This window comes from Ensifer soli, from assembly GCF_041928815.1.
Lineage (GTDB): Bacteria > Pseudomonadota > Alphaproteobacteria > Rhizobiales > Rhizobiaceae > JBHFEI01.
In genome coordinates this window covers 1-25,016 of sequence record NZ_JBHFEI010000009.1, presented here as the reverse complement: position 1 = coordinate 25,016, position 25,016 = coordinate 1, and the positions used below count along the sequence as shown (strand labels likewise).

The window sequence follows — 25,016 nt, the reverse complement described above, 5'->3', positions numbered from 1 at the left end:
ACGCTTACTTGGACATCATCCAGGTCTCGTGGAAACCCTTGACGTAGTCGTCGCCGTAGCCCTTGTTCGGCTCGGCGGGAACGCCGGCGGATTCCACGTTGGACGCGTCGAAGATCAGGTAGGGAACGCCGATATCCTTCGGCATCGGCAGGCCTGCCAGCTTGCGCAGGTAGCCGTCGATGGTCGAGCGGGCGATCCAGTCGAGGCTCTCGCCGATGTCCATCTCCACCTTGCCTTCGCGGATGAAGTCGAGGACGAAGGGCGTGCCGTTGGAGGTGGCGATCTTCACCGTCTCGCCCTTGCCGGTCAATTCGACGGCGGGCACGACGAACTGGCTCATCGAGTCGTAGATCGGGATGACATAGTTGGCGGTCGGGTTGGAGATCAGCGCCGACTGCACCGACGGCTGGATCTTGGTGCCCCATTCGGTGATGCCGACATTGATTTCCTGCAGGATGGTGCAGTTCGGGCAGTTCTTCGTGAAAGCGTCACGGATGCCCTGGACCAGCGGCGCGGTCGGCGGGACCTCGTCGGACTTGACGACGATCGCGTTGGCGGCACCCTTGGTCTTGTAGACCATCCAGTTGCCGAGCAGCCACCCCTGATTGTAGAAGCTGACCGGCAGGTCGCCCTCGAGCAGCGGGCTTGCCGGCTGTGACGGATCGTAGAAATGCGAGGTGAAGACCTTGACGCCGGCGTCCTTGGCCGCCTGCAGCTGCGGCTCGACGACCGCCGGGTTGACGCCGGAAATCAGGTCGACGATGTCGATCTTGTTCTGGATGGCATATTCGATGCCCTGCACCCACTGGCTCGGCTGGCCCTGGTTCTCCCATTCGCGCACGTCGAGGCCGATTTCCTTCCCGACCTCGATTTCGCGGGCGATGATCCCTTTCAGGAACTGGTTGGCGGATGTGTTCGGGATCGACAGCATCGTCTTGCCGGCGGCGACGGCCTTGATGTCGAAAGGCTCTCCGGCCGGCGTGTAGACCGGCGGCTTGCGGTACTGCTCGATGATCTCGGTCGCGCGGGCCACGCCGTCGGCGACCGCGTCGGCGCGGGCGGACACGCCCGAGAACGAAAGCGCCAGGCCGACGCCGGCAAGGAGCAGACCGTAACGGTTGGTGAGTGACATTCCTGAGTTCCCCTGTACGTGGGCCCGTATCACGATGACCGGGCTTTTGCATTCGTATTCACAGAATGAGGCCATGCTGGCCCGGCCTTGTCAACCGGAATTTCCCGCGAATGACGAAATGCGCTGGCGCCGCGCCCGGCCGACGCCCTGCCTTTCCCCGCCAGCGATGCGTTTGCCGCAGGAAAAGGCCGGGCGCGCCGGGCGCCGTCACGGAAATCTGACCCGATCGCGTGTCATCGGCCTTGACAGGTTTTCGATATGCGTAAATCCTGCATACGTATTCTTACATTCGTGCGGAGGGCATCGCGGTGGCAAACTATCTGGAACTCGGGCTGTTTCTGCCCAGCACCAAGGGCAGCCTGATCATCGCCAAGAATATGCCGTCCAGGCGCGAGGCGACCTGGGGGCTGAACAAGGAGGTCGTTCTCGCCGCCGAGGCGGCCGGAATGGAGTTCGCCCTGTCGCAGGTCAAGTGGCGCGGCTATGGCGGCGCATCCGGCCATTGGGACGGCGCGCAGGAATCCTTCACGCTGATGGCGGGCCTTGCCGCGGTGACCTCGAAGATCAATCTCATCGCCTCGGTCGCGGTGCGCACCGTGAACCCGGCGGTGCTCGCCAAGATGGCGGCGACGATCGACGACATCGCCGACGGCCGCTTCATCGTCAACATCGTCGCCGGATGGAACAAGTTCGAATATGCCCAGATGGGTCTGTGGAGCGACGACGACTATTACCTCAACCGCTACGACTATGCCGACGAATATCTCACCATCATGAAGCGCCTCTGGACCGAGGACAACGTCACCTTCGACGGGAAATACTTCAAGATGGAGGAATGCCGGTCCAACCCGAAGCCGAAGCGCCCGCTGAAGATCGTCAGCGCCGGCCAGTCGGAGGGCGCGCTCTCCTTCGTCGCCCGGCATTCGGACTATTCCTTCATCGGCCGCATGAACGACACGGCCGAACAGCTGGGCGTGGTCGCCCGCAAGATCGCGGCGCTGGCGGCCGAGCACGATCGCACCGTCACCTCCTACACGCTGCTCAACGTCATCGCCGGCAGGACGCAGGAAGAGGCGGAGGCGCGCAAGGCGACCTTCATGGCCGACCGCGACGAGGTGGCGATCGAGGAATGGCTGCGCGTTTCCGGTTTCGACAGGAACCGGGCCGACTATCAGGAACTGCCGCCGGAGACGACCACCTTCATGTCGGTGCCCTATATCGTCGGCTCGCACGAGGCGATCGCCAGGCATCTCGATTCCCTGGCGGAATACGGCGTCGGCGGCGTGTCGCTCTGCTTCCCCGATTTCGAGAACGACGTCCCGGACTTCATCGCCAACGTCATGCCGCGGCTGACATGCCGCGAGAGGCCGGCGGCGGCCTGACCGCCGCGTGCCGCCGCCGGGATCGATCGAGATGACAGGGACACCTCTGCCGAAAACGCCCGCCGCCGGTCTTGCGGGAAAGCGCGCCATCGTCACCGGCGCCGGCCGCGGGATCGGGGTCGCCGCCGCCGCCGCTCTGGCCGAGGCCGGCGCCGAGGTGACGCTGGTGGCGCGCTCTCCCGGCGAGATCGAGGCCGTCGCCGCCGAGATCGTGCGTGGGGGCGGCAGGGCCACGCCGCTCTGCCTCGACGTCACCGATCCGGAGGCTGTCCGCCGGGCGGTCGCGGCCGAGGCGCCCTTCGACATCCTCGTCAACAATGCCGGCACCAATAGGCCCGGTCCCTTCATCGAGACGAGGATCGCGGATTTCGACGCGGTCATGGGCATCAACGCGCGCGGCGCCTTCATCATGGCCCAGGCCGTGGCGAAGCGCCTGGTCGAGGCTGAAAGGCCGGGCTCGCTCATCCATGTCTCCTCGCAGATGGGTCATGTCGGGGCCGCCAACCGCACCGTCTACTGCATGTCGAAATGGGCGATCGAGGGGCTGTCCAAGGCCATGGCCGTGGAGCTCGCGCCCTACGGCATCCGCTCCAACACGCTCTGTCCGACCTTCATCGAAACGCCGATGACGCGGCCCTTCCTCGACAATCCGGATTTCAGGGCAAGCGTGCTGTCGAAAATCAAGCTCGGCCGCGTCGGCCAGCCGGAAGACCTGATGGGCGCGATCCTGTTCCTGGCCGGCGACGCGTCGGCCTTGATGACGGGCGCCTCGCTGGTGATCGACGGCGGCTGGACCGCCGAATAGCGCCGCAGCCGGGCGGTGCCGTGCCGTGAGAATTTTTGCATGCGCATGCAATTCAAGGGCCTGCACCTGCCGCTCCTCCAAGGGCCGCAGTCACATCGACGAAAACGGGGAATCAGGAATGAAGACGCATGAAGGAAGGACGGTGATGGTCACCGGCGGCGCGAGCGGCATCGGGCTCGGCATCGTCGAGCGCTTTCTCGACGACGGCGCCAATGTCGTGTCGCTCGACCTGAAGCCGACCCTGCTGAAAGCGCATTCAGAGGCGTTCCTCTCTTATGTGGGGAACGCGGCCGACGAAGGGTCGGTGGACGAGGCGGTGGCGGCGGCCGTGGCGCGCTTCGGCGGCCTCGACATCATGGTCTGCAATGCCGGCGTCATCGCCATCAATCCCGTCGTCGAGATGGATTTCTCCGAGTGGAAGCGGATCACCGAGATCAACCTGCATTCCGTCTTCCTCGGCTCCCGCGCCGCCGCGCGCCAGATGATCCGGCAGGGCAGAGGCGGCGTCATCGTCAATGCATCCTCCGGCGCCGGCCGCCGCGGATCGCCCCATCTCTCGCATTATTGCGCCTCGAAGGCGGCGGTCGTGATGTTCACCCAGTCGCTCGCCGTCGAACTCGCGCCGCATCGCATCCGGGTCAACTGCTACACGCCCGGCCATATCGAAACGCCGTTCTGGCGCGACATCGCCGACGGCTTCGCCAGGGTCACCGGCAAGAGCGCGGACGAGGTGGTCGAGGGATTCCGCGCCAGCGTGCCCTGGGGCCGGTTCGGCACGCCGGCCGATGTCGCCGCCGCCGTCTCCTGGCTCGCCCGGCCGGAGGCCGAATATATCAGCGGCCAGGCGATCGCCATGAACGGCGCCGAGATGCCCTACTAACGGCCTGTCCGCTCATCACAGGTTCGCCTCAAATGAATCAGGCTGTTGGTGTTGCCGTCTTGTCCGGCGCCGGAGCGGGCCCGCTCCGGCGGGACATCTTCCAGGATTTCCTTCATGGATGAGTTCGATTTCATCGTCGTCGGGGCCGGCTCCGCCGGCTGCGTGCTGGCGAACCGGCTGTCGGAGGACGGCCGGCATCGCGTGCTTTTGATCGAGGCGGGCGGCTCGGACCGCAATCCGGTGTTTTCGATCCCGCTCATGGCCGGCGCGGCCTATTTCTGGAAGCCGAGCAACTGGCATTATCAGACCGAGCCGCAGGTGCATCTCGACGGACGCCGGATCAGGTGGCCGCGCGGAAAGGTGCTCGGCGGCAGTTCCTCGATCAACGGCATGATGTACATGCGCGGCAGCCGCCGCGATTACGACACCTGGCGCCAGCTCGGCCTCAGCGGCTGGGGCTATGAGGACGTCCTGCCCTATTTCCGCCGCGCCGAACACAATCCGGAACGGCCGGCGAGCGCATTTCACGGCCAGGGCGGGCCGCTGCATGTCGAGCGGGCGCGGGCGGACAACCCGCTCTATCGTGCCTTTCTCGAGGCCGGCCATGCGCTCGGCCATCCGCCGAACGCGGATTTCAACGGCGCCACCCAGCACGGCCTCGGCGTCTACGACTTCAACGTGCTGAAAGGCCGCCGCGTCTCCTCCGCCACCGCCTACCTGCGCCCTGCCGCAAACCGCGCCAATCTCGTCGTCTGGACGGGCACGCTGGTCGCGCGCATCCGCATCGACAAGGGCCGCGCGGTCGCGCTCGACGTGCTGAGGGGCGGCACGCCGGCGACCGTCCGGGCGCGCCGCGAGATCGTCCTCAGCGCCGGCGCGATCAATTCGCCGCAGATCCTGCAGCTCTCCGGCATCGGCGATCCCGAACATCTCAAGGCGGCGGGCATCGAGCCCCTCGTCGCCTCCCCCGATGTCGGCCGCAACCTGCAGGACCATATGGGCGTCTATCTCAAATATGCCTGCCGCGAGCCGGTCACGCTCTATTCGCTGTTCCGGCCCGACCGCGCCGTCTCGTCGATGCTGCGCGCCTATCTCTTCGGCACCGGGCCGGCGGCAGCCGTTCCTCTCGAAGCCGGCGGCTTCCTCAAGACGCGTCCGGAGATGGGCGAACCCGACATCCACATGACCTTCGTCCCCGGCCTCAACCTCGAGACGACCCGGGCGGGCCAGGGCGGGCATGGCTACATCATCAGCTTCTACCAGCTCAGGCCCGAAAGCCGCGGCACCGTGATGGTCAGGAGCCCGGACCCGCGCATGGCGCCGGCCATGGACCCGGCCTATCTCGAGGCGGAGAGCGACCGGATCGTGATGCGCGACGGCACGCGTCTCGCCCACCGCATCGGCCGCTCGCCGTCCCTCGAGCGTTACCGGGCCCGCGACATCACCCCCATCGAGGCGGACATGGCGAGCGACGAGACAGTCGACGCATGGATGCGCGGCAATGCCAGCACGACCTTCCACCCGACCAGCACCTGCCGCATGGGCGCGGACGGGCGCGCGGTGGTGGACGGGCAATTGCGGGTGACGGGCGTCGACGGGCTGCGCGTCGTCGACGCCTCCGTCATGCCGCTGATCGTCAGCGGCAATACGTCCGCGCCGACCATGATGATCGCGGAAAAGGCCGCCGACATGATCCTCGGCCGCCAGCCGCTGCGACGGCAGGAGGTCGACCGGGCGGGCGAGAGTGTGTGAGGGACAAGGGGGAGCCGTTGTCGCTCACACACGAGAACAAAGGACCCGGGTGCCTGCCTGGTCCGGAAGGAACCTGACAGATTCCAAGACAGGTCCAGCCGAAGCGGGACCGCGTCGCCGTCGGACGATGCGTCAAAACGGAAGAGACAGAGCAGCCCGGTGAACCGGTGACCGCCGGGAATGCGCCTGAGACATGCGCCGCCGGGGCGCGCTGCCCCGGCATGAACACCATGGCGGACGAAGCCGCCCGGCACTGGCGCCGTCCCGTGCTTCAACGCCCGGGAGCCGGCGCGTGACCCACGCGGCCGTTTCTGTTGCCGCCGCTATGCGGCGGTCAGGTAGCCGACGATCTCGGCCACGTCGTCGAGGTCCTCGATCGCGTCCACCACCTCGATCAGCGCTTCGCCGGCCGCGGGGTCGAGCGCCGGCACGCGGGCCCAGCAGCGGCGGAACTTGTCGAGATGTTCCGCGCGGGTCAGCGCCCGGTCGGGATGGCCGTAGACGGCGTCCATCGTCACCCTGTGCTCGGCGCCGGAGGCGAGCCGGACCGTGACGGTCTGCGGCGCCATGGCGCTGTTGTTCGGATTGTCGTCCTGAAGGACGGTGACGCGCGAGGCGAAGGCGTGCGTGCGCGGGTTGCGCAGCATTTCTGGCCCGATGAAATGCTCGACATCGACCTTGCCGTGGTTGAGATAGGTGCCGGCGACGAAGGCGACGCAGAGCTTGGCATAATTCGGCGCCGGATCGGGAATGTCGGGCCGTCCGGTGAGGCGGTTGACGAGCGGCGGCACGGTGCAGGTCACGGACTCGATCTCGTCGGGTGAAAAGCCATGCGCCCCGATCAGCCTGTCGAGGCCGTCGACGACGCCGTGGGTCAGCCGGCCCGAGGGGAACGGCTTGTGCGACATGCGCTCGATCTGGAAATGCGCCTCGAGTTCCTTAAGACCGTGGGCGATGTCGAACGCGTCGCGCTCGAACAGGCGGAAATAGCCGTAGCGGCCGGTCAGCACGTCGGACGGCCCGAGAATGCCTTCGGCGGCGAAATCGACGGAGCCCATCGCCGAGCGCGCGTTGAAGCCGACCTGCATTCCGAGCAACGGCGACCCTTCCACATGCGGCTGCAAGGTGCCGCTCGCCTGGCCATACTGGTTGCCGAGCGCGCGCGTCAGCGTCTCGGCATCGAAGCCTTCGAGCTTGCCCAGCGCCGACACCGCGCCGAAGCCGCCCGCCGTCGCCGGCCGGAAGAAGCCGATCGGGCCGGTCGAGGCCTTGCCGAGGAAGACGGACATGTCGACGCCCATCACGGCGGCGGTGAGGAAATCCCTGCCGCTGACCGGCCGGCCGGCCTTCGAGCGCCGCTCGGCATGGGCCATCAGCGCCGACAGGATCGTCGCCATCGGATGCAGCACGGCATCCTCGTTGACGCAATCGAATTCGAGGCTGTGGATCTGGTAGGCATTGACGAAGGCGGCGGCCGACGCCGGCAGGCGCTGGCCGCCGACCCAGACGGTCGCCTCGTCGCCCGACCCCCAGCTCCGCGCCACCTTGAGGATGCTGTCGAGCCTGAAGCCGTGGCAGCCCGCGACACCGACGCCGAACGTGTCGAGCAGGAAGGTCTTCGCCTTCGCGACCGCGTTTTCGGGCAGGTCGTCATAGCCGGTGGCGAGAATCCGCTCGACGAGCCAGGGAAGTGGATTTTTCTGTTCGGTCAAGGCCGTCGTCCTTCTTGGCATCCTGATGGGTGGGTCATGCTGTGGTCGGCCGCCAGCTGACCGGATTGTTGCGCACGGTCGCCATCACCGCCTCGTCGAAATCGGGCAGGACATAGCCGCCCGGCTGGGGCGGATGGCGGTAGCCGGACATCGCCGATATCACCGCGAGCACGGCCGGGGACGTGTAGTAGGCGGCATAGGCGAGCGTCGTCGTCGCGCGGAACCGGTCGGGGTCGGCCGCCTCGATCCGTTCGAGACAGGCGATGCGCTCGCCTTCGTCCATGCCGGCGAAGGCATCGCCCGCAAGCGCCAGAAGGGGTGATAGGGCCTCGGCCAGTTCGCTGTTGGTGTCGAGCGCTGCCGCAAGGCCCGCCTCTGAGGCGCAGGGGAAGCCGTCGCCGCCGGGCAGCAGCGTGTCGAGCACGATCATGGCCTCAGTTGGCGTCATCGGCCTGCTCCTTCCATGCTGGACGCCGGCGTCCACCCGGCGCGGGTCGCGGCCGCAGCGCCGGCCCGGTCGCGGCGCGTCGCGATGATGCGGTCGGCGGCGCGCAGCGCGATCGCCTGCACCGTCGGCGTCGGGTTCAGCGCGGCGGCGGTGACGAAGACGCTGCCGTCGACGATGAGGAGATTGTCGCAGTCATGCACGCGACAGTCGGCATCGACGACGGATGTCGCGGGGTCCTTGCCCATCTTCGCCGTGCCCAGCATATGGAAGCCGGTATAGGCGAGCATGCGCTGCGGATAAGTGCTGACCGCGCCGGCCTCGGTGAAGGCGCGGGTGGCGCTTTCGATGCCGTGTTCGATCATCTTCGCCGTGTTCTCCGAGATCCGGTAATGGAATTTCGGCGCCGGCATGCCGAAGGCGTCCTTGAGGTCGGGGTCGAGCGTGATGCGGTTGCTCTCCTCGGGCAGGTCCTCGGTGGTGACGGTGAGGCTGGCGGTGCGCCCGAACCCCGCGACGAAGCCCTTGTGGTGCTCCCTGCCCCAGGGCAGGCGCGGCTGGTGGCCGCCGAGCGCGAAGGTCAAAGGCGCCTCGGAGCGGACGAGCTGCATCTGGTAGCCGCGCACGAAGTCATGCTCGGGCCGCGTCTCGTAGAAATGCTGGCAGAGGAGCGTGCAGGCGAAGGCGCCGCGGAAATTGTCCATCGGCTCGGGGAAGACGGCCGAGACCATGCCGGTCGGATGGTGCATGAGCCGCTTGCCGAGCAGGCCGGAGCGGTTGCCGAGGCCTTCGGGATGCCTGCCCGACGCCGACAGCATCATCAGCCGGGGCGAGCCCGCGCCGTTCGCCGCGAGGATCACCGTGCCGGCCGCGACATGACGGGTGGCGCCCTTCGCGTCGTAGTAGGAGACGCCCGTCGCCCGCCCGTCGCTGCCGGTGGCGATCTCGAAGGCGCGCGCGCCGGTGATCAGCCGGGCGCCGGCGGCGAGCGCCAGCGGCCAGTAGGTGATGTCGGCGCTGGCGCGCGACAGGCGCGGGCAGCCCATGTCGCAGGGGCCGCAATGATTGCAGGCGCCCCGGCCGCGATAGGTGCGGCTGGTGATCGCCACATCCGACACCCACCAGTGCCAGCCGAGGCGGTCGAAGGCCTTCGCCATGCGCTCGCCGCCGGGGCCGAGCGGCAGCGGCGGCATCGGCCGGGCTTTGCGCGGCGGATTGCCGGGATCGCCGGCAAGGCCCGACGTGCCCATGATCTCGTCATTGATGTCGTAGTAGCGTTCGAGGTCGAAATAGTCGATCGGCCAGTCGTCGGCGACGCCGTCGAGGCTTTTGACCCGGAAGTCGGACGGCCGGAAGCGCGGAAACTGCGCGCCCCACTTGATCGTGCTGCCGCCGACGCCGTTGAACATCACCGGCTTGATCGGCGTGTCCGTGTCGTTCACGGGATAGTCCTCGGGCAGCCGGCGCAGATTGGGCGACCAGGCGTCGTCGAAGGTGCGGGTGATCTCCCAGTCGTCCTTCGTCGTCGCGGTGTCGGCGTGGTCGCGCCAGTAGCCCTGTTCGAGACAGGTCACCTTCATCCCGGCCGCCGCCAGCCGCCAGGCGCAGGCCGCGCCGCTGGCACCCGCACCGACAATGACGATGTCGTCCGAGGCATCATTCATCCGCTCGATCCTTCCCGTTCACCCATCAGAAATCGACGCTTTCCAGCGCCCGCCAGCAGCGCACCGTCCTTCCGATGGCATCGGGGACGAGCGGCTGCGGTTCGGACCGGCACCGCTCCTTGCGGTACGAACAGCGGCTGTGGAGGAAGCACCCCTCCGGCAGGTCGATCGGGCTCGGGATCTCGCCGGCCAGCGTGTCCGGAGTGTCGCGGTCGACGCGGCGGTTTTCGGGATCGGGCGCCAGATGCGAGGCGATCAGCGCCTTGGTGTAGGGATGGCGCGGCCGGTCGAACAGGTCCTCGGTGCGGCCGATCTCGACGATCTGGCCGAGATACATCACCGCCACGCGGTCGCAGACCTGGCTCACGGTCGTCAGGTCGTGCGAGATGAACAGGAAGGACAGGCCGAGCTCGGCCTGCAGCCGGCGCAACAGGGCGATCAGGCTCGCGCGCGCCGACGGCGCCAGCACCGATGTCGGCTCGTCGAGCACGACGAATTCCGGATCCGTCGCCAGCGAGCGGGCGATGTTGACCCGCTGCAGGGCGCCGGCGCCGAGATCGCGCGGGCGCCGGTCGAGCAGGGCCTCGTCGAGCTCCACCAGCCGCATCAGCGCGCGCACCCGTTCCAGCTTGCCCGAACGCGACAGGGTGCTGTGGACGTCCAGCGGCTCCATGAGGATTTTGGCGACCGTCCAGCGGCTGTCGACGCTGTCATAGGGATCCTGCAGCACGATCTGCACGCGGGCGCGAAAGGCCTTCAGCTCCTGCCGGGGCATGGAAGCGAGATCCCGGCCGCGATAGGCGATGCGGCCCTTGTTGGCGTCGATGAGGCGGATGATCAGCCGCCCGACGGTCGACTTGCCCGAGCCGCTTTCGCCGACCAGCCCGATCGCCTCGCCCGGACCGACGCTGAGATCGACGTCGCTGACGGCGTGGACCTTCCTGTCGGAATTGGCGATCGGGAACTGCTTGGAGAGGTCGCGGACATCGATCAGCGCGTTGCCATCGAGCGCGCCGTCCGGCGTCGCGGACGCGGATGGCCGCTCGACGAGGTGATGCTTGCGCGCCGCACGGCGGAAATAGGCGCGCGTCTCGTCCTCGTCGACCACGCGGCCCCGGTCGAGCACGACGACCCGGTCGCAATAATTGGCAATGATGCCGTCTTCCTGGGTCACCATCAGCACGGACGAGCCGGTCTCGCGCACCGTCTGCCACATCTGGTCGAGAAACTGCGCCTGGATCGTCACGTCGAGGCCGCTGGTCGGCTCGTCGGCCACGAGCAGTTTCGGCATTGAGGAGAGGGCCATGGCGATCAGAACGCGCTGCGCCATGCCGCCGGACAATTCGTGCGCGAAGGCGTCGAGGCGCCGTTCGGGATCGTTGATGCCGACGAGTTTCAGCATCTCGACGGCGCGCGCGCGGGCGTGTGCCGCGTCGCCCCCGTTGTGCGCGCTCCAGGCATTGCCGATCTGGGCGCCGACCTTGAGCATCGGATGCAGCGCCGCGCGCGGGTTCTGCACGATGAGGCCGACCGTGCCGCCGCGCATCTCGCGCAGCCGGTCCTGCGGCATCGTCAGGAGATCGCGCTCTTCGAGACGGACCGTGCCCGAGGCGATCCTGCCCGGCGGCTTGACCAGGCCGAGCATCGCATAGGCCGCCGTCGACTTGCCCGCGCCGCTTTCGCCGAGCAGTCCGACGATCTCGCCGCGGCGCACGTCGATCGAAAAGCGGTCGAGCGCGCGATAGGCGCCGAAACAGACGGTGAGATCGCGCACCTCAAGCAGCGCCTCCGCGCTGGCGCGCGGCTGTTCCTGAGCAAGCATCCAGTTCCCCTGTCGACGTCACGCCCGGCCACACGGATCGGCGCGAGGTCGATCTTCTCAAATTATGAATTCGTATTCAAATTTAGCTTCGCCCATCTGTCAAGAACGAAATCGCGGGCTTTGGCACGATTGAAAAAAATTATCTTTATTTTGCAGCATATTAAATCAGGAGTCAGCTTTCGAGGCGGCCAAGGATGCCGGACATCCGCTTGACAAGCAGGAAATGCGGACAAATTATGAATTCGCATGCAACAATAAGTGGGGAACTTCGCTATGCGCTTCATGTCCAAGCATCATTCCGCGGATCCGGCCAGCCGGCCGATCCGCCGCCGCCTGTTGACGGCCGCCGCCGGAACCGTCCTTTCGACAATGGTCGGCCTTGGCGCCGCCCATGCCTCCTCCCTGCTCTTCCTGGTCGAGGACGTGCCGTCGGGGCTCGATCTCGACGGTCCCTCGATCGCCATCCCGACCTCGCAGCTCGGCATGGCGCAGCTGATCGAGCCGCTGATCGCCTACGAGAAGAAGGCGGAACCCAATGAGGACGGCGTGTTCATGCCCGACTTCACCAAGCCGGTCGGCCGCCTGCTCGAAAGCTGGGATTACGATCCCGCGACCGTCACCTGGACGCTGCATGTGCGCAAGGGCGTCAAGAGCTGCGCCGGCAACACGCTGACGGCCGACGACCTGATGTACACGTTCGAGCGTTCGCTGAACGTCGGCAGCGCCGTTCCGAACGGCTGGTTCCTGCTCAACATGGCCGGCGTCAAGGGCTACACGTCCGACGTCTTCAGCACCGATCCGGCCGTCGCCACGGCGGCGAAGAAGCGGATGCACGAGGGCATCAACAAGGTCGACGACTACACGGTCACCATCCAGCAGGAGAAGCCCAACCCGCTGCTCCTCGTCAATCTCGCCGTCGGCAACTCGCAAGGGATCTACGATTCCAAGGAGATGAAGAAGCACGCGACCGAGAAGGACCCGTTCAGCTACGACTACGCCAACAACGTCAACGCCCCGTCCTTCGGTCCCTATTGCCTGGAGAGCTGGACGAAGAATTCCGAGATCCGCTTCAAGGCCAACCCCGATTACTATCGCGGCAAGGCGGCCATCGAGACGGCGATCTTCAAGAAGGTGCCGCAGGGCGGCAACCGCATCTCCATCCTGCGCTCCGGCCAGGCCCAGCTCATCCAGAGCATGACGCCGAACCAGTATGACAGCATCCGCAAGATGCCCGGCCTGAAGGTCAGCGGCGTGACGGGCAACGAAGGCCTGTTCGTCGTCATGAACTTCAACACGCCGCCCTTCGACAACATCAAGCTGCGCCAGGCCATCGCCTATGCCATGCCCTACCAGCGCATCATCGATGTCGGCTATTCGGGCCAGGCCAAGCAGTGGGAGAGCGTCGTTCCCTCGAGCTATCCGAGCTTCGTCAAGCACGAGCCCGGCTACACCTATGACGTCGAGAAGGCCAAGGCGCTGCTCGCCGAGGCCGGCTATCCCGACGGCAAGGGCCTCGAGGACTTCGCCGAGCAGTTCAAGCTGACCTATGTGGCCGAGAAGGAGACGACGCTCGGACCGGTCGTCAACCAGATCCGCACCGCGCTCACCGGCGTCGGCATTCCGGTAACGCTCGATCCGATCCCGCAGACCCAGTATGGCGACCGCCAGATCGTCAAGAAGGATCTCGCCTTCGCGGTCAACGACCAGGAAAAGCCGATCGGCGTCGATTCCGGCTATGCCATGCAGCTGTTCTTCGTGTCGAAGGAGGCGGGCGGCCTCAACAACATGATGAACTACAAGAACAAGGAGCTCGACGACACCTGGGCCAAGGCCCGCATCGAGCCCGACACCGCCAAGCGCGACGCCATGCTGGCTGACATGCAGGGCTGGCTGATGCGCGACCTCGGCTGGCTGCCGCTCGTCGAGTTCAAGACCCAGTGGGCCCACAGCGACAAGCTCAAGGGCCTGACCTGGAACCCGTCCAACGCGGTGCTGATCTACGACCTGCACTACTGATATCCGACCCATGTCCCTGTGACGGCGCCCCTGGGTTCAAAGGGGCGCCGTCCGCCGGAGATCTGCCATGCTCAAGCGCTTCATCCTCCGAAGGCTGGCGACGGGTTTCGTCCAGATGCTCGGTCTCACCCTCGCGGTCTTCTTCCTCGTCCGCATGCTGCCGGCCGATCCGGTTTCGCGCCTCGTCGGCCTCAATGCCTCGCCGGAAGCCTATGCCCAGGCGCAGAAGAGCCTCGGCCTCGACAGGCCGGTCATCGACCAGCTGCTCACCTATCTCGGCCTCGGCGACGGCACCGGCCTCTTGCAGGGCGACTTCGGCATCAGCTGGGTCACCAGTTCCCCCGTCTTGAGCGAGATCGGCGCCTCCCTGCCCGTCACGCTCGAGCTTCTGACCTACAGCTTCCTCCTGACGCTGCTCATCGCCGTTCCCGTCGGCGTCGCAAGCGCGGCCAATCCCGGCAAGCTCATCGACAAGATCGTCTTCGCCTATGGCCTGTTCGGCGGCTCGCAGCCGGAGTTCTGGTGGGGCCTGCTCTTCGTGCTGATCTTCTTCTCGACGCTCAATGTGGCGCCGGCGCCGCTCGGCATGATCGACCCGCTTTTGACGGCGCCGCCGCGCGTCACCGGCTTCTTCACCCTCGACGCGCTGATCGCCGGCGATCTCGCCGCCTTCCTCGATATCCTGCATCACCTGATGCTGCCGATCGCCACGATGATCTTCGTCCTCTCCGGACCCGTCATCAAGATGGTGCGCCAGAGCATGATCCGCGCCCAGGCCTCCGATTTCGTGCTCTATGCCCGGGCGGCGGGCCTCGCCGGCCCCACCGTCACGCGCTATGCGATGCGCGCCGCGATGGCGCCGACCATCACGCTCGTCGGCATTCTCTACGGCGTCATGCTCGGCGGCGCGGTGCTGGTCGAAAGCGTCTTCTCGCTCGGCGGCATCGGCCAGTATGCGGTCCGCTCGGTGCTCGCCTTCGACTATCCGTCGATCCAGGGCATCGTGCTCGTCATCACCGGCATCTCGCTCTTCATCTACCTGCTCCTCGACATCCTCTACGCCGTCATCGATCCAAGGGTGGTCTACGCATGACCGACATCGCCACCATCCACGACGCGCCGGCAGCGAGGGAGCATCCGAAGCTTTCCGTCCTGCTCGTCTTTGCGGTCCTCTTCGCCGGCTTCACCCTGTTCCTCGCGGCCTTCGGCGACTATGTCGTGCCGCACGACCCGGTCGTCAGCGCCTTCCCGCCCAACATGCCGCCGCCGGCCTTGAGCGAGATCCCCGGCCTCGTCGTGCAGGCGGTCACGGGCACCCATGTCGAGCCGATCCACTGGTTCGGCACCGATTCCTCCGGCTTCGACGTGTTCTCGCGCGTGCTGTGCGCGCCGCGCATCGACCTGTCGATCGCGCTCGCCGCCAATCTCTTCGCCATGCTGCTCGGCATTCCCTTCGGCCTCGTCGCCGGCTATTTCCGCAATCCGCTGACCGAGTTCATGATGCGCGTCTCCGACGTGCTGCAATCCTTCCCCGTCTTCATCTCGGCGATGATCCTGGTGGCGCTCGGCGGCCAGTCGATCCTCAACGTCATCCTGGCGCTGTCGCTGCTCTATGCGCCGATCTATGTGCGCCTGACCCGCACCGAGGTGCTGGCGCAGAAGAGCCGCGGCATGGTGGAGGCCTCGCGCGCCATCGGCCAGAGCGAGCTGATGATCGCCATCCGCCATGTGCTGCCCAATTCGATGGGTCCCTCGCTGGTGCAGAGTTCCGTCACCATCGGCTTCGCCATCCTGCTGACCGCCGGCCTGTCCTTCGTCGGCGCCGGCGTGCGCCCGCCGAGCCCGGAATGGGGCCTGATGATCTCCACCGGCGCCAACGACATCGTGCTCGGCCAGTGGTGGACCTCCGTCTTCCCGGGCATCGCCATCTCGCTCACCGTCTTCGCCTTCGCGGTGATCGGCGACGCGCTCGAGCGCCGCTACAACGCCTGAACGCATGCCCAGCCGAAACGGACCCGTTTCGGCTGGGCATGCGGAAGAAACAACAAAAAGCAAAACCGACACATCGAGGGTATCGACATGCGCATCATCGTCCTCTTCAACCTTCGCCACGACGTCTCCGTCGCCGACTACGAGGCCTGGGCGGTGAAGACCGACATCCCGATCGTCAACGCGCTCGGCTCGATCAAAAGCTTCACCGTTCTGAAGGCGACCGGCGTGCTGGGCTCGGATGCCGCCCCACCCTACCAGTATGTCGAGATCGTCGACGTCGCCGATGAGACCCAGTTCGGCACGGATTGCGCCACCGAGACGATGAAAAAGGTCGCGGCCGAATTCCAGGCGCTGGCCGACAACCCGGTCTTCATCGCCACCACCGAGCTCGGTGCGTGAGATGGCGGATCCGGTCCTCAAGGGCAAGGTGGCGCTGGTCACCGGCGCCGGGCGCAAGGCCGGGCTCGGCCAGGCCATCGCCGCAGCGCTCAGCCGCGCCGGTGCCTGCGTCATGCTGCATGACCGCGGCGCGGTCGAAGGCGAGATCGCGCCCGAACACGGCGTCGGCACGCGCTCCGAGCTGGAACAGGTCGCCGCCGGGATCGCGGCCGAGGGCGGCGACGTCGCCACCGTCACCGGCGACCTCCTCGACGAGGCCGGCATCGAGGCGATCGTCGAAGCCGCCGTCGCCCGCTTCGGCCGGCTCGACATCCTCGTCAACAATGCCGGCATCGGCTATCTGTTCGGCCCGACCACCGAGCTTGCGTCCGATCATCTCGACGCCGTGCTCGGCGTCAACCTGCGCGCGCCGATCCTCGCTACCAAGCATGCCGCGCGGCAGATGATCCACCAGGGCGATGGCGGCCGGATCATCAACATTGCCTCGCAGGCCGGCAAGTCGGGCTTCGCGCTGACGACCGCCTACACGGCCTCCAAGCATGGCCTCATCGGCCTGACCCGGGCGACGGCGCTGGAATTCGGCGCGCACGGCATCACCGTCAACGCCATCTGCCCGAACCATGTCACGACCGGGCTCGGCAGCTGGCAGAACGCCTTCATGTCGAAGGCGCGCGGGCAGTCGATGGAGGACTATATGGGCGAGATGCGCCGGCGCATCCCGCTCGGCCGGACCTGCACGCCGGAGGACATCGCCGGGGCGGCGCTGTTCCTCTGCTCGCCGGCCGCCGCCTACATCACCGCCGAGGCGATGAACGTCTCCGGCGGCGAGGAATATCACTGAGCCTTATCCCTGCCTCCATGACGCAATGGGGGCCATTTTCGTCCCGGCGCTGCATTCTTGATCGGCGCCCGAACAGCAAACCGAGGTACTGACATGTCCGGCGTGGAACGGTCGAACGCGGAATTCGAGATCGAGGTGCCCGTCATCGTGGTGGGCGCAGGGGCGGCCGGCCTGACCGCGGCCCTTGCCGCGCGCGAGGCCGGCGCCGAGGTGCTGCTGCTCGAGCGCGATGCCGTGCCGCGCGGCAGCACCACCATGTCGCAGGGCTATGTCTGCGCCGCCGCCTCGAAGGTGCAGCGCGAGAGCGGCGTCGAGGACGATGCCGATGCGTTCTACCGCGACATCATGGCGCGCACGAAGAACACCGCCGATCCCGGGGTCGCGCGCACGGTGGCGGACCATTCCGGCCCCGCCATCGACTGGCTGGTCGACCGCCACCGGATCCCCTTCCGCATGAACCTGCCCTGGCAGGGCTTCTTCGGCCATTCCGTCAACCGCATGCACGGCATGCCGAGCCGGCGCGGCGAGGAACTGCATGGCGCCCTGACCCGCGCCGTCGACGAGATCGGCGTCGACACGATCACCGGCGCCCATGTCGAGACGCTCTATGCCGACGACGACGGCCGGGTCACGGGCCTCAGCTTCCGCCGCGAGGACGGCAGCGTCGAGCGGGTCGGCTGCAAGGCCCTGGTGCTCGCCACCTGCGGCTTCGGCGCCAATCGCGAGATGGTGCGCCGGTTCATCCCCTCCTTCGGCACCGCGCCCTACTACCGCTATTTCGGCCACGAGGGCAATGAGGGCGAGGGCATCGAATGGGGCATGGCGCTCGGCGGCGCGGTCGGCAGCATGGATGCCTTCCAGGGATATGGCGCGCTCGCCGATCCCTATGGGGTGATCGTCAATTACGACATGGTCATGCGCGGCGCCGTCACGGTCAATATCAGGGGCGAACGCTTCTCGAACGAGAACCTCGACATTTCCGCCCAGGCCCTCAACATCCTAGAGCAGCCGGACGGAACGGGCTGGATCGTCTTCGACGAGGCCCGGCGCGCGATCGTCGAAGACCTGCCGGAATTCCGCGACCTGCTGGCGCTCGGCGGCGTGCGCAGCGCCGGAACGGCGGCCGAACTGGCGGAGATCATCCGCGTTCCGGCCGAGGCGCTGGCGCGCACGCTGGCGGACGTCGTCGAGATGGCCGCCGGCCGCGCCGCCTGCCCTTTCGGCCGCGACTTCACCGGGCACGCCCCGCTCACCGGCCGGCTTTACGCGATCAGGACCACCGGCGCGCTCTTCCACACCCAGGGCGGCCTGAAGATCGATGCCAACGCACAGGTCGTTCGCGCGGACGCCACGCCGCTGCCCAATCTTTTCGCCGCCGGCGGCGCCGCCCAGGGCATTTCCGGCAACGGCGTCGACGGCTACCTGCCGGCCGCGGGGCTCTGCACGGCCATCACGCTCGGCATGCTGGCCGGAAGGGCTGCGGCAAGGATCCGGTGAAGACCGGCCGACCGCTTCCGCAAAGCTCCCGACCGCCGACTGGCGGCAGGCCTCACACCGCCGATCCTCGCAGAGACCGGATGGATGAGCTCCTGTCGTGGACGCGGCCACGTCGTCAGGCAGGGCCCGCAAGGGAAGGACGCTCCCACGGGCGGCGGTCCGCACAGGACGCTCGACACCCGCTTCATCCGCTGGAGCCGGCCCGGTGTCTCCGGCCGCATTTTCGCGAGCCCCTCCGGCGAAGGGCCGGGTTCGAGCGCATCATGATCGCCGCCACGCACCCGAAGGCCCGCCGCGCGGCGGCGCGCCTCTTGAAAAAGGGGATGTTCCTCGTCGTATCGGACGGACCGAAGGTGGACGGAACGCCAAACTGCACACAGTCTGCGATGGCGAGGGACGCCCGGTCATCCTGCGCTTCAGCAAAGGCCGGAGGAGCGACCACAAGGGCGCTCGCCCTGTCCCGGATGCCCTGCCGCCCGCCAGGACGCTTGTGGCCGATCCCGGCTGTTACGGCGAACCTGCGGGCAAAGGGCATCGGGCCCTGCATCCCTTCGCGTTGCGGCAGGAACATGCCATACGCTTGCGACAACGCGTTCAAGAAGCGCCACGGGGTCGGGAACCTCTTCGCCGGGTTCGAGGACTGGCGGCGTATCGCAAGCCGCTACGAGCGATGTGCCCACACCTTCCTCTCAAGCATCTGCATCGCTGCAACCGTGATCGTCCGGTTCTGATCTGGTGAGCCCCGGGTCTAGCCCGCAGGGATCGGCGGCCGGTTTCCCCGGGGCTACGCGGAGGCGGCGTCGGGACCGGCGGAGATCGCCGAGGTGGAGCCGCGCACGATGAGGTCCGCGGGGAAGACGGCCGACCGTGTTTCCGCCGCCGGATCGGCCAGCCTTTCCGAAAGGATCGCCCAGGCCTCCCGCGCCATCTCCGCGACGGGCTGGCGGATCGTCGTCAATGCGGGACGGAAACTGTCGGCCCAGGGAAAATCGTCGACGCCGAGGATCGACATCTCCTCCGGCACGCGCACTCCCGCCTCCGCGAGGCCCCGCATGACGCCGATGAGCATCTGGTTGTTCGTCACGAAGATCGCCGTCGGCCACTGCGTCTTCGCGAGCAGCGCCCGGCAGGCAAGGTATCCGCCCTCCGCGGTGAAGTGCCCGTCGGCGACCTCCGGCGCGCATGGCAGATCGGCGCAGCCGGCGAGAAAGCCCTCCTTGCGTCCGCGGGCACTCACCCGTTCCCCCGGGCCTGCGACGATCGCGAGCCGGCGGTGGCCGAGTTCGGTCAGGTGCCTTGCCGCCATCCGTCCGGCGCCGTGGTTGTCGAGCGTCACGCTGTCGACCGGCCCGGCAGGATCGGCGGCGTCGACGGCGATCAGCGGGTCTCCATAGGCCTTCGCCAGCGCGACGACGCTTCGGGGCGGGCCCGAAGGGCAGAGGATCGTGCCTTCGACCCGGTTCGAGCGCAAGAGGTCGAGGATCGCCGCCTCCCTTTCCAGGTTCCCCTTGCTCAATCCGAGGATGATGGAAAACCCCGCCGCCGTGGCGTGCCCCTCGATCAGGTCGATGAAATCGGTAAAAAACGGATTGGTGATGTCTGGAACCACGAGGCCGACCAGGTGGCTGCGTCCGCTCTTCAGGCCGCTGGCGAGCTTGTTGCGCCGATACCCGGTCTCGGCGATCGCGCGCTGCACCCGCTCCGCCAGTTCCGGGCTGACATAGCGGTTCCCCGTCAGCACCGCCGACACCGTTGCGACGCTGACCTGCGCCTTGCTGGCGACATCCCTGATGGTGCTCATCGACGGCTCCCTGCGCGAACGGTGCAGCATGGAGGGCCGTTCGCGCGTCAAGTCAAGCCGGGACCGCGGCCCGGCGCAGGCTGCGGCCCGGCGCGGGCTGCGGCCCCACGGGAACCGCGGTTCGCCGGCGGCTGCGGTCGCGCGGCGGCGGCGTCCGTCCTGCCCGTTGCCGCCGTCGATCCTGCGACGGATCCGGCCTCCGAGGAACGGTGCCACGGGTCCGCCGACCTGCGGCGCACCGCGCCTTGACAAGGCGTCCTCTCTCTGCGAAACGTTTAGCTATACGGTTCGCCAAAAGACCGCAAGACGAAACACAACGGGAGGAGACACGACATGTATACAAAGCAGGCATTGCGCGACCTCGGTGTCGGCGCAGCGGATTTCACGGCGGCGCAGAAAGAGGCACTGGATCGGGACGGCTTCTACATCGTCCCGGACGTCCTCTCGCCCGACCAGTGCCGGGCGATGGCGGAGGCCTTCGAGGCGCTGCATGCCTCCGAAGCCGAAAGGGGCGGCCACGAGGTCCATGTCGAGCCGGGTGCCCGGCGCGTGTCCAACATCTTCAACAAGTCCGACGCCTTCGACGCGTGCCTGGAGCTTGGTCCCGTGCTGGCCGCATCCCACTATCTGCTTGGCGAATTCAAGCTGCACGGCGCCAACCTGCGCGACCCCAACAAGGGCTACGGCCATCAGCAGTACCACGCCGACGTCCCCAAGTTCTTTCCCGACGACTGGTGGGTCCTGAACGCCATCGTCCTTTTCGACGACATGACGCTTGAAAACGGTCCGACGCGCGTGGTTCCCGGCTCTCACCACTGGGCGCCGATCAACATCCCGGTGATCAACCAGGGCGACTGGGAGCCGACGGAACTGAGCGAGGAGGACAAGGCGCGCCTGCCGGCCGACCTCAATGCGCCCTATCCGAACGAGGTCTATGTCACGGCCAGGGCCGGATCCGTCGTCATCATCAATTCGTCGCTCTGGCACAGCGGCACGTTGAAGAAGGACGACGCCCACCGGCGCGTCTGCCATCTGACCTATACCCGCCGCGACCTTCCCCAGCAGCTCATCCAGGTCGATTATCTGACCCGGGAACTCTACGACCGCATGAGCCCGGCCCATCGGTTCCTCCTCGAGATCGAGCCCGGCGCCTCGGGCGACGGCGTGAAGAGGCCGCCGAAGCGCGATCACGCCGGCTGGTGGAACTGAGGGAAAGCCGGACCCTGGCGGCGCGATGCGGGGCGAGGCCGATGCGCCCTCCCCTTCGACGAGGCTCCGGACGTTGCCAGGGACGGGCCGCTCGAGACACCGGCGGTGCGGGCGCCGACCGCCGCGGGAAACTGCGGCGGTCCACCTTGCGGAAGCCCCCTGCCCTGCGACGAGCGGCGCTGCTCTCAACATCCGGCGGGCCGCGGTGCCGGCCCAGAGCATGTCCGGTGATCCCGTGATCACCGACATGCTCTGAATCCTTCTTTTGTCGCATTCTCCGACGCCGAAGCGATCACGCTTCGGCTGGAAATGCTTTGAGCGTTCGGGCGTTGCGCTCCCGATCGGCGACAGGGTCGCGACGGCGCCACCTGTCGGACCGGCCGTCCGGTGGCATGGGCGTCGCTCCCGATCGGACCGTCGGCCACGCCACGGGCGTGGCATTGCCCGTCACACCCCCGGCACACCTGATCCCCCGCCCGGGATCCGCTTTCCGTGCCCGTTCGGCGTGCCTTCAAACGGGTCGCGTCGATCATGACGGCGTTCCGACCGTCCTTCCGGCGGCAAGCCCATCTCCCGCTCGACCGGGTGCCTTTTCCCGCTCCGCCTTTCCCATCTGTTCCGACGCATCCTGCGGGCCGCCGTTCCAGAGGCGGGCTCCGCCACCCGCCCCGTCGTCGCGGTCGACGACGGCGATCCCGCGTCGCGCCGGCCGTTCGTCCGGGCGAGGTTGACGGCGCCGTTGCGCACGACATGCTGCAGCAAACACTTTTTCCGCGCGTCTGTCGGCCCGCGAGGGTCAGCACCGCCCCGCCCCGGCAGGATGCCGGTCGCCGCGCCCGCACCGGATCGACGGCTCCTCGCCCCAAGGGAAAACCCGGTGGGACGGCAAGCCCAAAGCCAGCTTCGAGGGTTAGTCTGGCGCGCGTGAAACCGGAGATTTCGATGCAACAGAACGTCCAGACCCTGAACGGCAAGATCGAGCAGCTTCATCGGGCGATCCTCGACACGGACGACGTCGCCCTGCTGAAGGCCCTTGCCGATCAGGTGAAGGCCGGCCTCGGCGAGAATGCCGCCCGCGTGCTCATCGACGGCAACCGCAACAATCCCTTCTTCGTGCCCTCGGAGCTCGCCTGGGACCGCGACATGGTCGAGGGGCGGCTGGCGGAGACGACGCTGATCGCGCGGACGATGGCGGGGGTGCGGGCCACGGCGCCGAACATCCTCGTCGCCTGCGCGCCGAAATCCGGCTCCACCTTCATTTCCGCCATGCTGGCGGAGGCGGCGAACCTTGCGATCGTCAGCCTGACCTTCCCGGCCGGCAGCCAGAAGCTCTTTTCCCAGACCTATCTGCGCGAGCAGGAATTCGACGAGCTGGCGCTCCTCCAGCACGGCGTGCGCGGCAAGGGCTACGTCGCCCAGCACCATGTGCGCTGCACGCCCTATCTCTGCCGGCAGCTCGCCTTCTTCCACATCCGGCCGATCGTCACCTATCGCAACGTCTTCGACTGCCTCGTCAGCCTCGACGACATGTTCATGTCGTGGCGCGACCAGGAGCCGGATGCGGCGACGCGCTATTTCAAGGACGGCCTGCCGGACCGCTTCACGCGCATGGAGCGGGCAGACCGGCTGATCGCGCTCGCCCACCGCTACGGCGCCTGGTACCTGCAGTTCTACCTCAGCTGGAAGACCTGCGAACGCATGGGTCTCGTCTCGCCGCTGTGGATCTCCTACGAGCGCGATTTCCTCGCGGACAAGGCGAAGATGGCATCGGACATCGCCGGCTTCGTCGGCGCGCCGTCGCTCTCCGCCGAGGCGGTGCGCCAGCGGCTCGAGGGCGAGGCGGAGACCGCAAGCCATCGTCTGAACCGCGGCATCGCCGGGCGCGGCGAAGACGTGCCGGCGCCGGCGCGCGCGGTGATCCTGTCGATCTTCGCGCCCTACGAGGACGAATTCGACCTCACCGACCTGCTCGGCAGCGGGCCTTGAAGCCGGCCCCCCGCGGGAAAGCCGCCGCGGCAAGGAAAGGGAGCGCGCCTTCCGCTAGAATCCGGCGATCACCCAAGGGACCGGGGCCCGGTGCGCAAGCCCCGCGATCGGCCTTTCTTTCCCGTGATGTGCGTGACGACACCGTGATGGATGACGCGTTGCCGCCGCGCCGAGCGGCGGATGGCTCGGCTCCCGCCGCGTGCTCCTCCGCACAGAACGTTTAATGCGGCGACGCTCGCCTTGTCCTCGGCGGCATTCTCCAAGACCGGCATGCGATACCGCGAATGCAGGCGCGGCAGAACGAGTTGACGTGGCGTTGCCCGCGGCTATAAACGCAAGGTGAAAATCGAGATCGTTGCAGGCTCGTCACCGCGAGCAGCACGTCCCGGAGTTCGGGTGGAAGTGCCATACGCCAGGCACTTCATGCAGATGGAAGAGTGTCCGAGTGGTTTAAGGAACCGGTCTTGAAAACCGGCGTACGGGAGACCGTACCGTGGGTTCGAATCCCACCTCTTCCGCCATTTCGTTTTTCATGTTGCCTAATGCGTTGGAAGGCAAGCTGGTTTTCGCGGTATGAAGTCCGGTTTCGGGGCATCGTGCGAGATGACCGGAAAACGTCAGCCGAAGCACCGGTTAGATGCTCGAACTTGCCGGAACGCCAGAGGTTCGAACGGCTTCTGCTGAAATGCATCGCGAGTTGGAAAAGTTACGTCGAAGGTCATGTCGCGGTGCGCCCGCTGCGGTCGCCCCCGGTCAGAATCCGTTTTTCATGTCCCAGTGCGGCGATCCGCTTCTCGTAGTGCCGACGCGCGCTGGAGCATTTCCAGCCGGAGCGGGATCGCCTCGGCGTCGGACAATGCGAAAAAACAAAAACTGAGAGCATTTCCGGTGAACCGGAGCTCACCGGAAATGCGCCAATCATGATGGATGCGGCTGTTGGCGATGTCCGATCGACATGATCCCCGGCGGCGGGTCGGTGAGCGTGTTTCAGCGTCACAGCAGTGGGTGACGACATCGTCGCCGTCCTCGACGATACGGGTTTGACGGCCGTTCTCCCGTATGAACTGCGGCAGGTTCTCCGACCGGGTTAGGTTCCGCTCACAGTACACGGCTCACGCTTTGGAGATTGGTATGCATTTTCGGTTTGGGCATTTTTCAGTCCATGCGTGGATTGCTTTTTGGAGATCGTTCACGATCCAGGTTCTGAGTGCGTCGAGCCCGATGCGGAACCATGATTTTGCACGCCTACCGTGGGTTTTGCGGGCGATGGCCTTCATGCCCATGCAGGCTGTGGCGCATCGGTAGGCCCATGTGATGGCCAGCGTGGCCACGACGAGCAAGCAGGCGAGTTTGTCGGGAGATCTGATGCGGGTATCCTCGATATTGAGGCCGCGCGTCTTTGCGTCGCCGAACAGGCACGCGATCGCCCATCGCTTGCGGTCGTCGTTCAACGACTGCCTGGCATCGGGCCGGTTGGTGGCGATGATCAGCCATTCGTCTGTCTTGAGTTGCTTTGCGACGAACTGGAGCAGGATTTGGCTGCGACCGCCCGTGCCATTCAGGAAGGCCTGCCATACGGGTGTCGCGCGTCGCGCGCGCTTGCTTGTCAACAGCGTTCCGAGCGAGCAGGTCTGGCCGGCTTGCAGGGTGACGCTCATGTCCACCTTCACACGGATGACAA

Annotated in this window: 18 protein-coding genes, 1 tRNA gene and 1 pseudogene; 13 read left to right on the top strand and 7 right to left on the bottom strand. The window is 66.9% G+C overall.

Annotation, left to right across the window (positions count from 1 at the left end):
- Window positions 1-4: 4 nt before the first annotated feature.
- Complete coding sequence (locus tag ACEVQ6_RS14660; RefSeq protein ID WP_374889755.1) at window positions 5-1,132, bottom strand: sugar ABC transporter substrate-binding protein; 1,128 nt, start codon at window positions 1,130-1,132, stop codon at window positions 5-7.
- A 308-nt stretch (window positions 1,133-1,440) separates the two neighbouring features.
- Here ACEVQ6_RS14660 and ACEVQ6_RS14655 point away from each other — a divergent pair, with 308 nt between their 5' ends.
- From ACEVQ6_RS14655 to ACEVQ6_RS14640, 4 genes are all read left to right on the top strand, one after another.
- The gene (locus ACEVQ6_RS14655; RefSeq protein WP_374889754.1) at window positions 1,441-2,514 is read left to right on the top strand and encodes an LLM class flavin-dependent oxidoreductase; all 1,074 of its coding nucleotides are present in this window, start codon (window positions 1,441-1,443) and stop codon (window positions 2,512-2,514) included.
- A 31-nt stretch (window positions 2,515-2,545) separates the two neighbouring features.
- Window positions 2,546-3,319, top strand: a complete 774-nt coding sequence (locus tag ACEVQ6_RS14650) for an SDR family NAD(P)-dependent oxidoreductase (protein WP_374889753.1) — start codon at window positions 2,546-2,548, stop codon at window positions 3,317-3,319.
- A gap of 118 nt (window positions 3,320-3,437) precedes the next feature.
- Window positions 3,438-4,199 (top strand): SDR family NAD(P)-dependent oxidoreductase, encoded by a 762-nt coding sequence (locus ACEVQ6_RS14645; RefSeq protein ID WP_374889752.1) that lies wholly within the window; start codon window positions 3,438-3,440, stop codon window positions 4,197-4,199.
- A gap of 114 nt (window positions 4,200-4,313) precedes the next feature.
- Window positions 4,314-5,951: a GMC family oxidoreductase gene (locus ACEVQ6_RS14640; RefSeq protein WP_374889751.1), complete on the top strand. Its 1,638-nt coding sequence runs from the start codon at window positions 4,314-4,316 to the stop codon at window positions 5,949-5,951.
- A 323-nt stretch (window positions 5,952-6,274) separates the two neighbouring features.
- Here the strand turns inward: ACEVQ6_RS14640 and ACEVQ6_RS14635 are convergent, their stop codons facing one another.
- From ACEVQ6_RS14635 to ACEVQ6_RS14620, 4 genes are read right to left on the bottom strand one after another with little or no spacing between them, the layout of a single operon-like run.
- A complete protein-coding gene (locus tag ACEVQ6_RS14635; protein ID WP_374889750.1) occupies window positions 6,275-7,663 on the bottom strand; it encodes an MmgE/PrpD family protein in 1,389 nt (462 codons plus the stop codon).
- Between the two features lie 34 nt (window positions 7,664-7,697).
- The gene (locus ACEVQ6_RS14630; RefSeq protein ID WP_374889749.1) at window positions 7,698-8,111 is read right to left on the bottom strand and encodes a hypothetical protein; all 414 of its coding nucleotides are present in this window, start codon (window positions 8,109-8,111) and stop codon (window positions 7,698-7,700) included.
- On the bottom strand, window positions 8,108-9,772 hold the full coding sequence (locus tag ACEVQ6_RS14625) for a GMC family oxidoreductase (protein WP_374889748.1): 1,665 nt from the start codon (window positions 9,770-9,772) through the stop codon (window positions 8,108-8,110). The genes ACEVQ6_RS14630 and ACEVQ6_RS14625 overlap by 4 nt, the downstream gene beginning before the upstream one ends.
- Window positions 9,773-9,797: 25 nt before the next feature.
- Window positions 9,798-11,594 (bottom strand): dipeptide ABC transporter ATP-binding protein, encoded by a 1,797-nt coding sequence (locus ACEVQ6_RS14620; RefSeq protein WP_374889747.1) that lies wholly within the window; start codon window positions 11,592-11,594, stop codon window positions 9,798-9,800.
- A gap of 273 nt (window positions 11,595-11,867) precedes the next feature.
- Here ACEVQ6_RS14620 and ACEVQ6_RS14615 point away from each other — a divergent pair, with 273 nt between their 5' ends.
- The 6 genes from ACEVQ6_RS14615 to ACEVQ6_RS14590 all read left to right on the top strand — a co-directional run bounded on the left by ACEVQ6_RS14615 (window position 11,868) and on the right by ACEVQ6_RS14590 (window position 18,339).
- Complete coding sequence (locus ACEVQ6_RS14615; protein WP_374889746.1) at window positions 11,868-13,610, top strand: ABC transporter substrate-binding protein; 1,743 nt, start codon at window positions 11,868-11,870, stop codon at window positions 13,608-13,610.
- A 67-nt stretch (window positions 13,611-13,677) separates the two neighbouring features.
- Window positions 13,678-14,703, top strand: coding sequence for an ABC transporter permease (locus ACEVQ6_RS14610; protein ID WP_374889745.1), 1,026 nt, complete (start codon window positions 13,678-13,680; stop codon window positions 14,701-14,703).
- Entirely contained in the window at window positions 14,700-15,602 is a 903-nt protein-coding gene (locus ACEVQ6_RS14605; protein ID WP_374889744.1) for an ABC transporter permease, read from the top strand. The genes ACEVQ6_RS14610 and ACEVQ6_RS14605 overlap by 4 nt, the downstream gene beginning before the upstream one ends.
- Window positions 15,603-15,689: 87 nt before the next feature.
- Window positions 15,690-16,001: a hypothetical protein gene (locus ACEVQ6_RS14600; protein ID WP_374889743.1), complete on the top strand. Its 312-nt coding sequence runs from the start codon at window positions 15,690-15,692 to the stop codon at window positions 15,999-16,001.
- A 1-nt stretch (window position 16,002) separates the two neighbouring features.
- Entirely contained in the window at window positions 16,003-16,842 is an 840-nt protein-coding gene (locus ACEVQ6_RS14595; RefSeq protein WP_374889742.1) for an SDR family NAD(P)-dependent oxidoreductase, read from the top strand.
- Between the two features lie 93 nt (window positions 16,843-16,935).
- Window positions 16,936-18,339, top strand: coding sequence for an FAD-dependent oxidoreductase (locus ACEVQ6_RS14590; protein WP_374889741.1), 1,404 nt, complete (start codon window positions 16,936-16,938; stop codon window positions 18,337-18,339).
- A gap of 784 nt (window positions 18,340-19,123) precedes the next feature.
- Here the strand turns inward: ACEVQ6_RS14590 and ACEVQ6_RS14585 are convergent.
- Window positions 19,124-20,140 carry a LacI family DNA-binding transcriptional regulator gene (locus ACEVQ6_RS14585; RefSeq protein ID WP_374889740.1) on the bottom strand — a complete coding sequence of 339 codons (1,017 nt, stop codon included), beginning with the start codon at window positions 20,138-20,140 and terminating at the stop codon, window positions 19,124-19,126.
- A 333-nt stretch (window positions 20,141-20,473) separates the two neighbouring features.
- Here ACEVQ6_RS14585 and ACEVQ6_RS14580 point away from each other — a divergent pair, with 333 nt between their 5' ends.
- From ACEVQ6_RS14580 to ACEVQ6_RS14570, 3 genes are all read left to right on the top strand, one after another.
- Window positions 20,474-21,349, top strand: coding sequence for a phytanoyl-CoA dioxygenase family protein (locus tag ACEVQ6_RS14580; protein ID WP_374889739.1), 876 nt, complete (start codon window positions 20,474-20,476; stop codon window positions 21,347-21,349).
- Window positions 21,350-22,291: 942 nt separating this feature from the next.
- A complete protein-coding gene (locus tag ACEVQ6_RS14575; protein ID WP_374889738.1) occupies window positions 22,292-23,335 on the top strand; it encodes a hypothetical protein in 1,044 nt (347 codons plus the stop codon).
- Window positions 23,336-23,766: 431 nt separating this feature from the next.
- A tRNA-Ser gene (locus tag ACEVQ6_RS14570) sits at window positions 23,767-23,856 on the top strand.
- 591 nt (window positions 23,857-24,447) lie between these two features.
- On the opposite strand, the pseudogene ACEVQ6_RS14565 reads toward ACEVQ6_RS14570, so the two are convergent.
- A pseudogene (locus ACEVQ6_RS14565) lies at window positions 24,448-25,016 on the bottom strand (hypothetical protein); the annotation flags it as partial.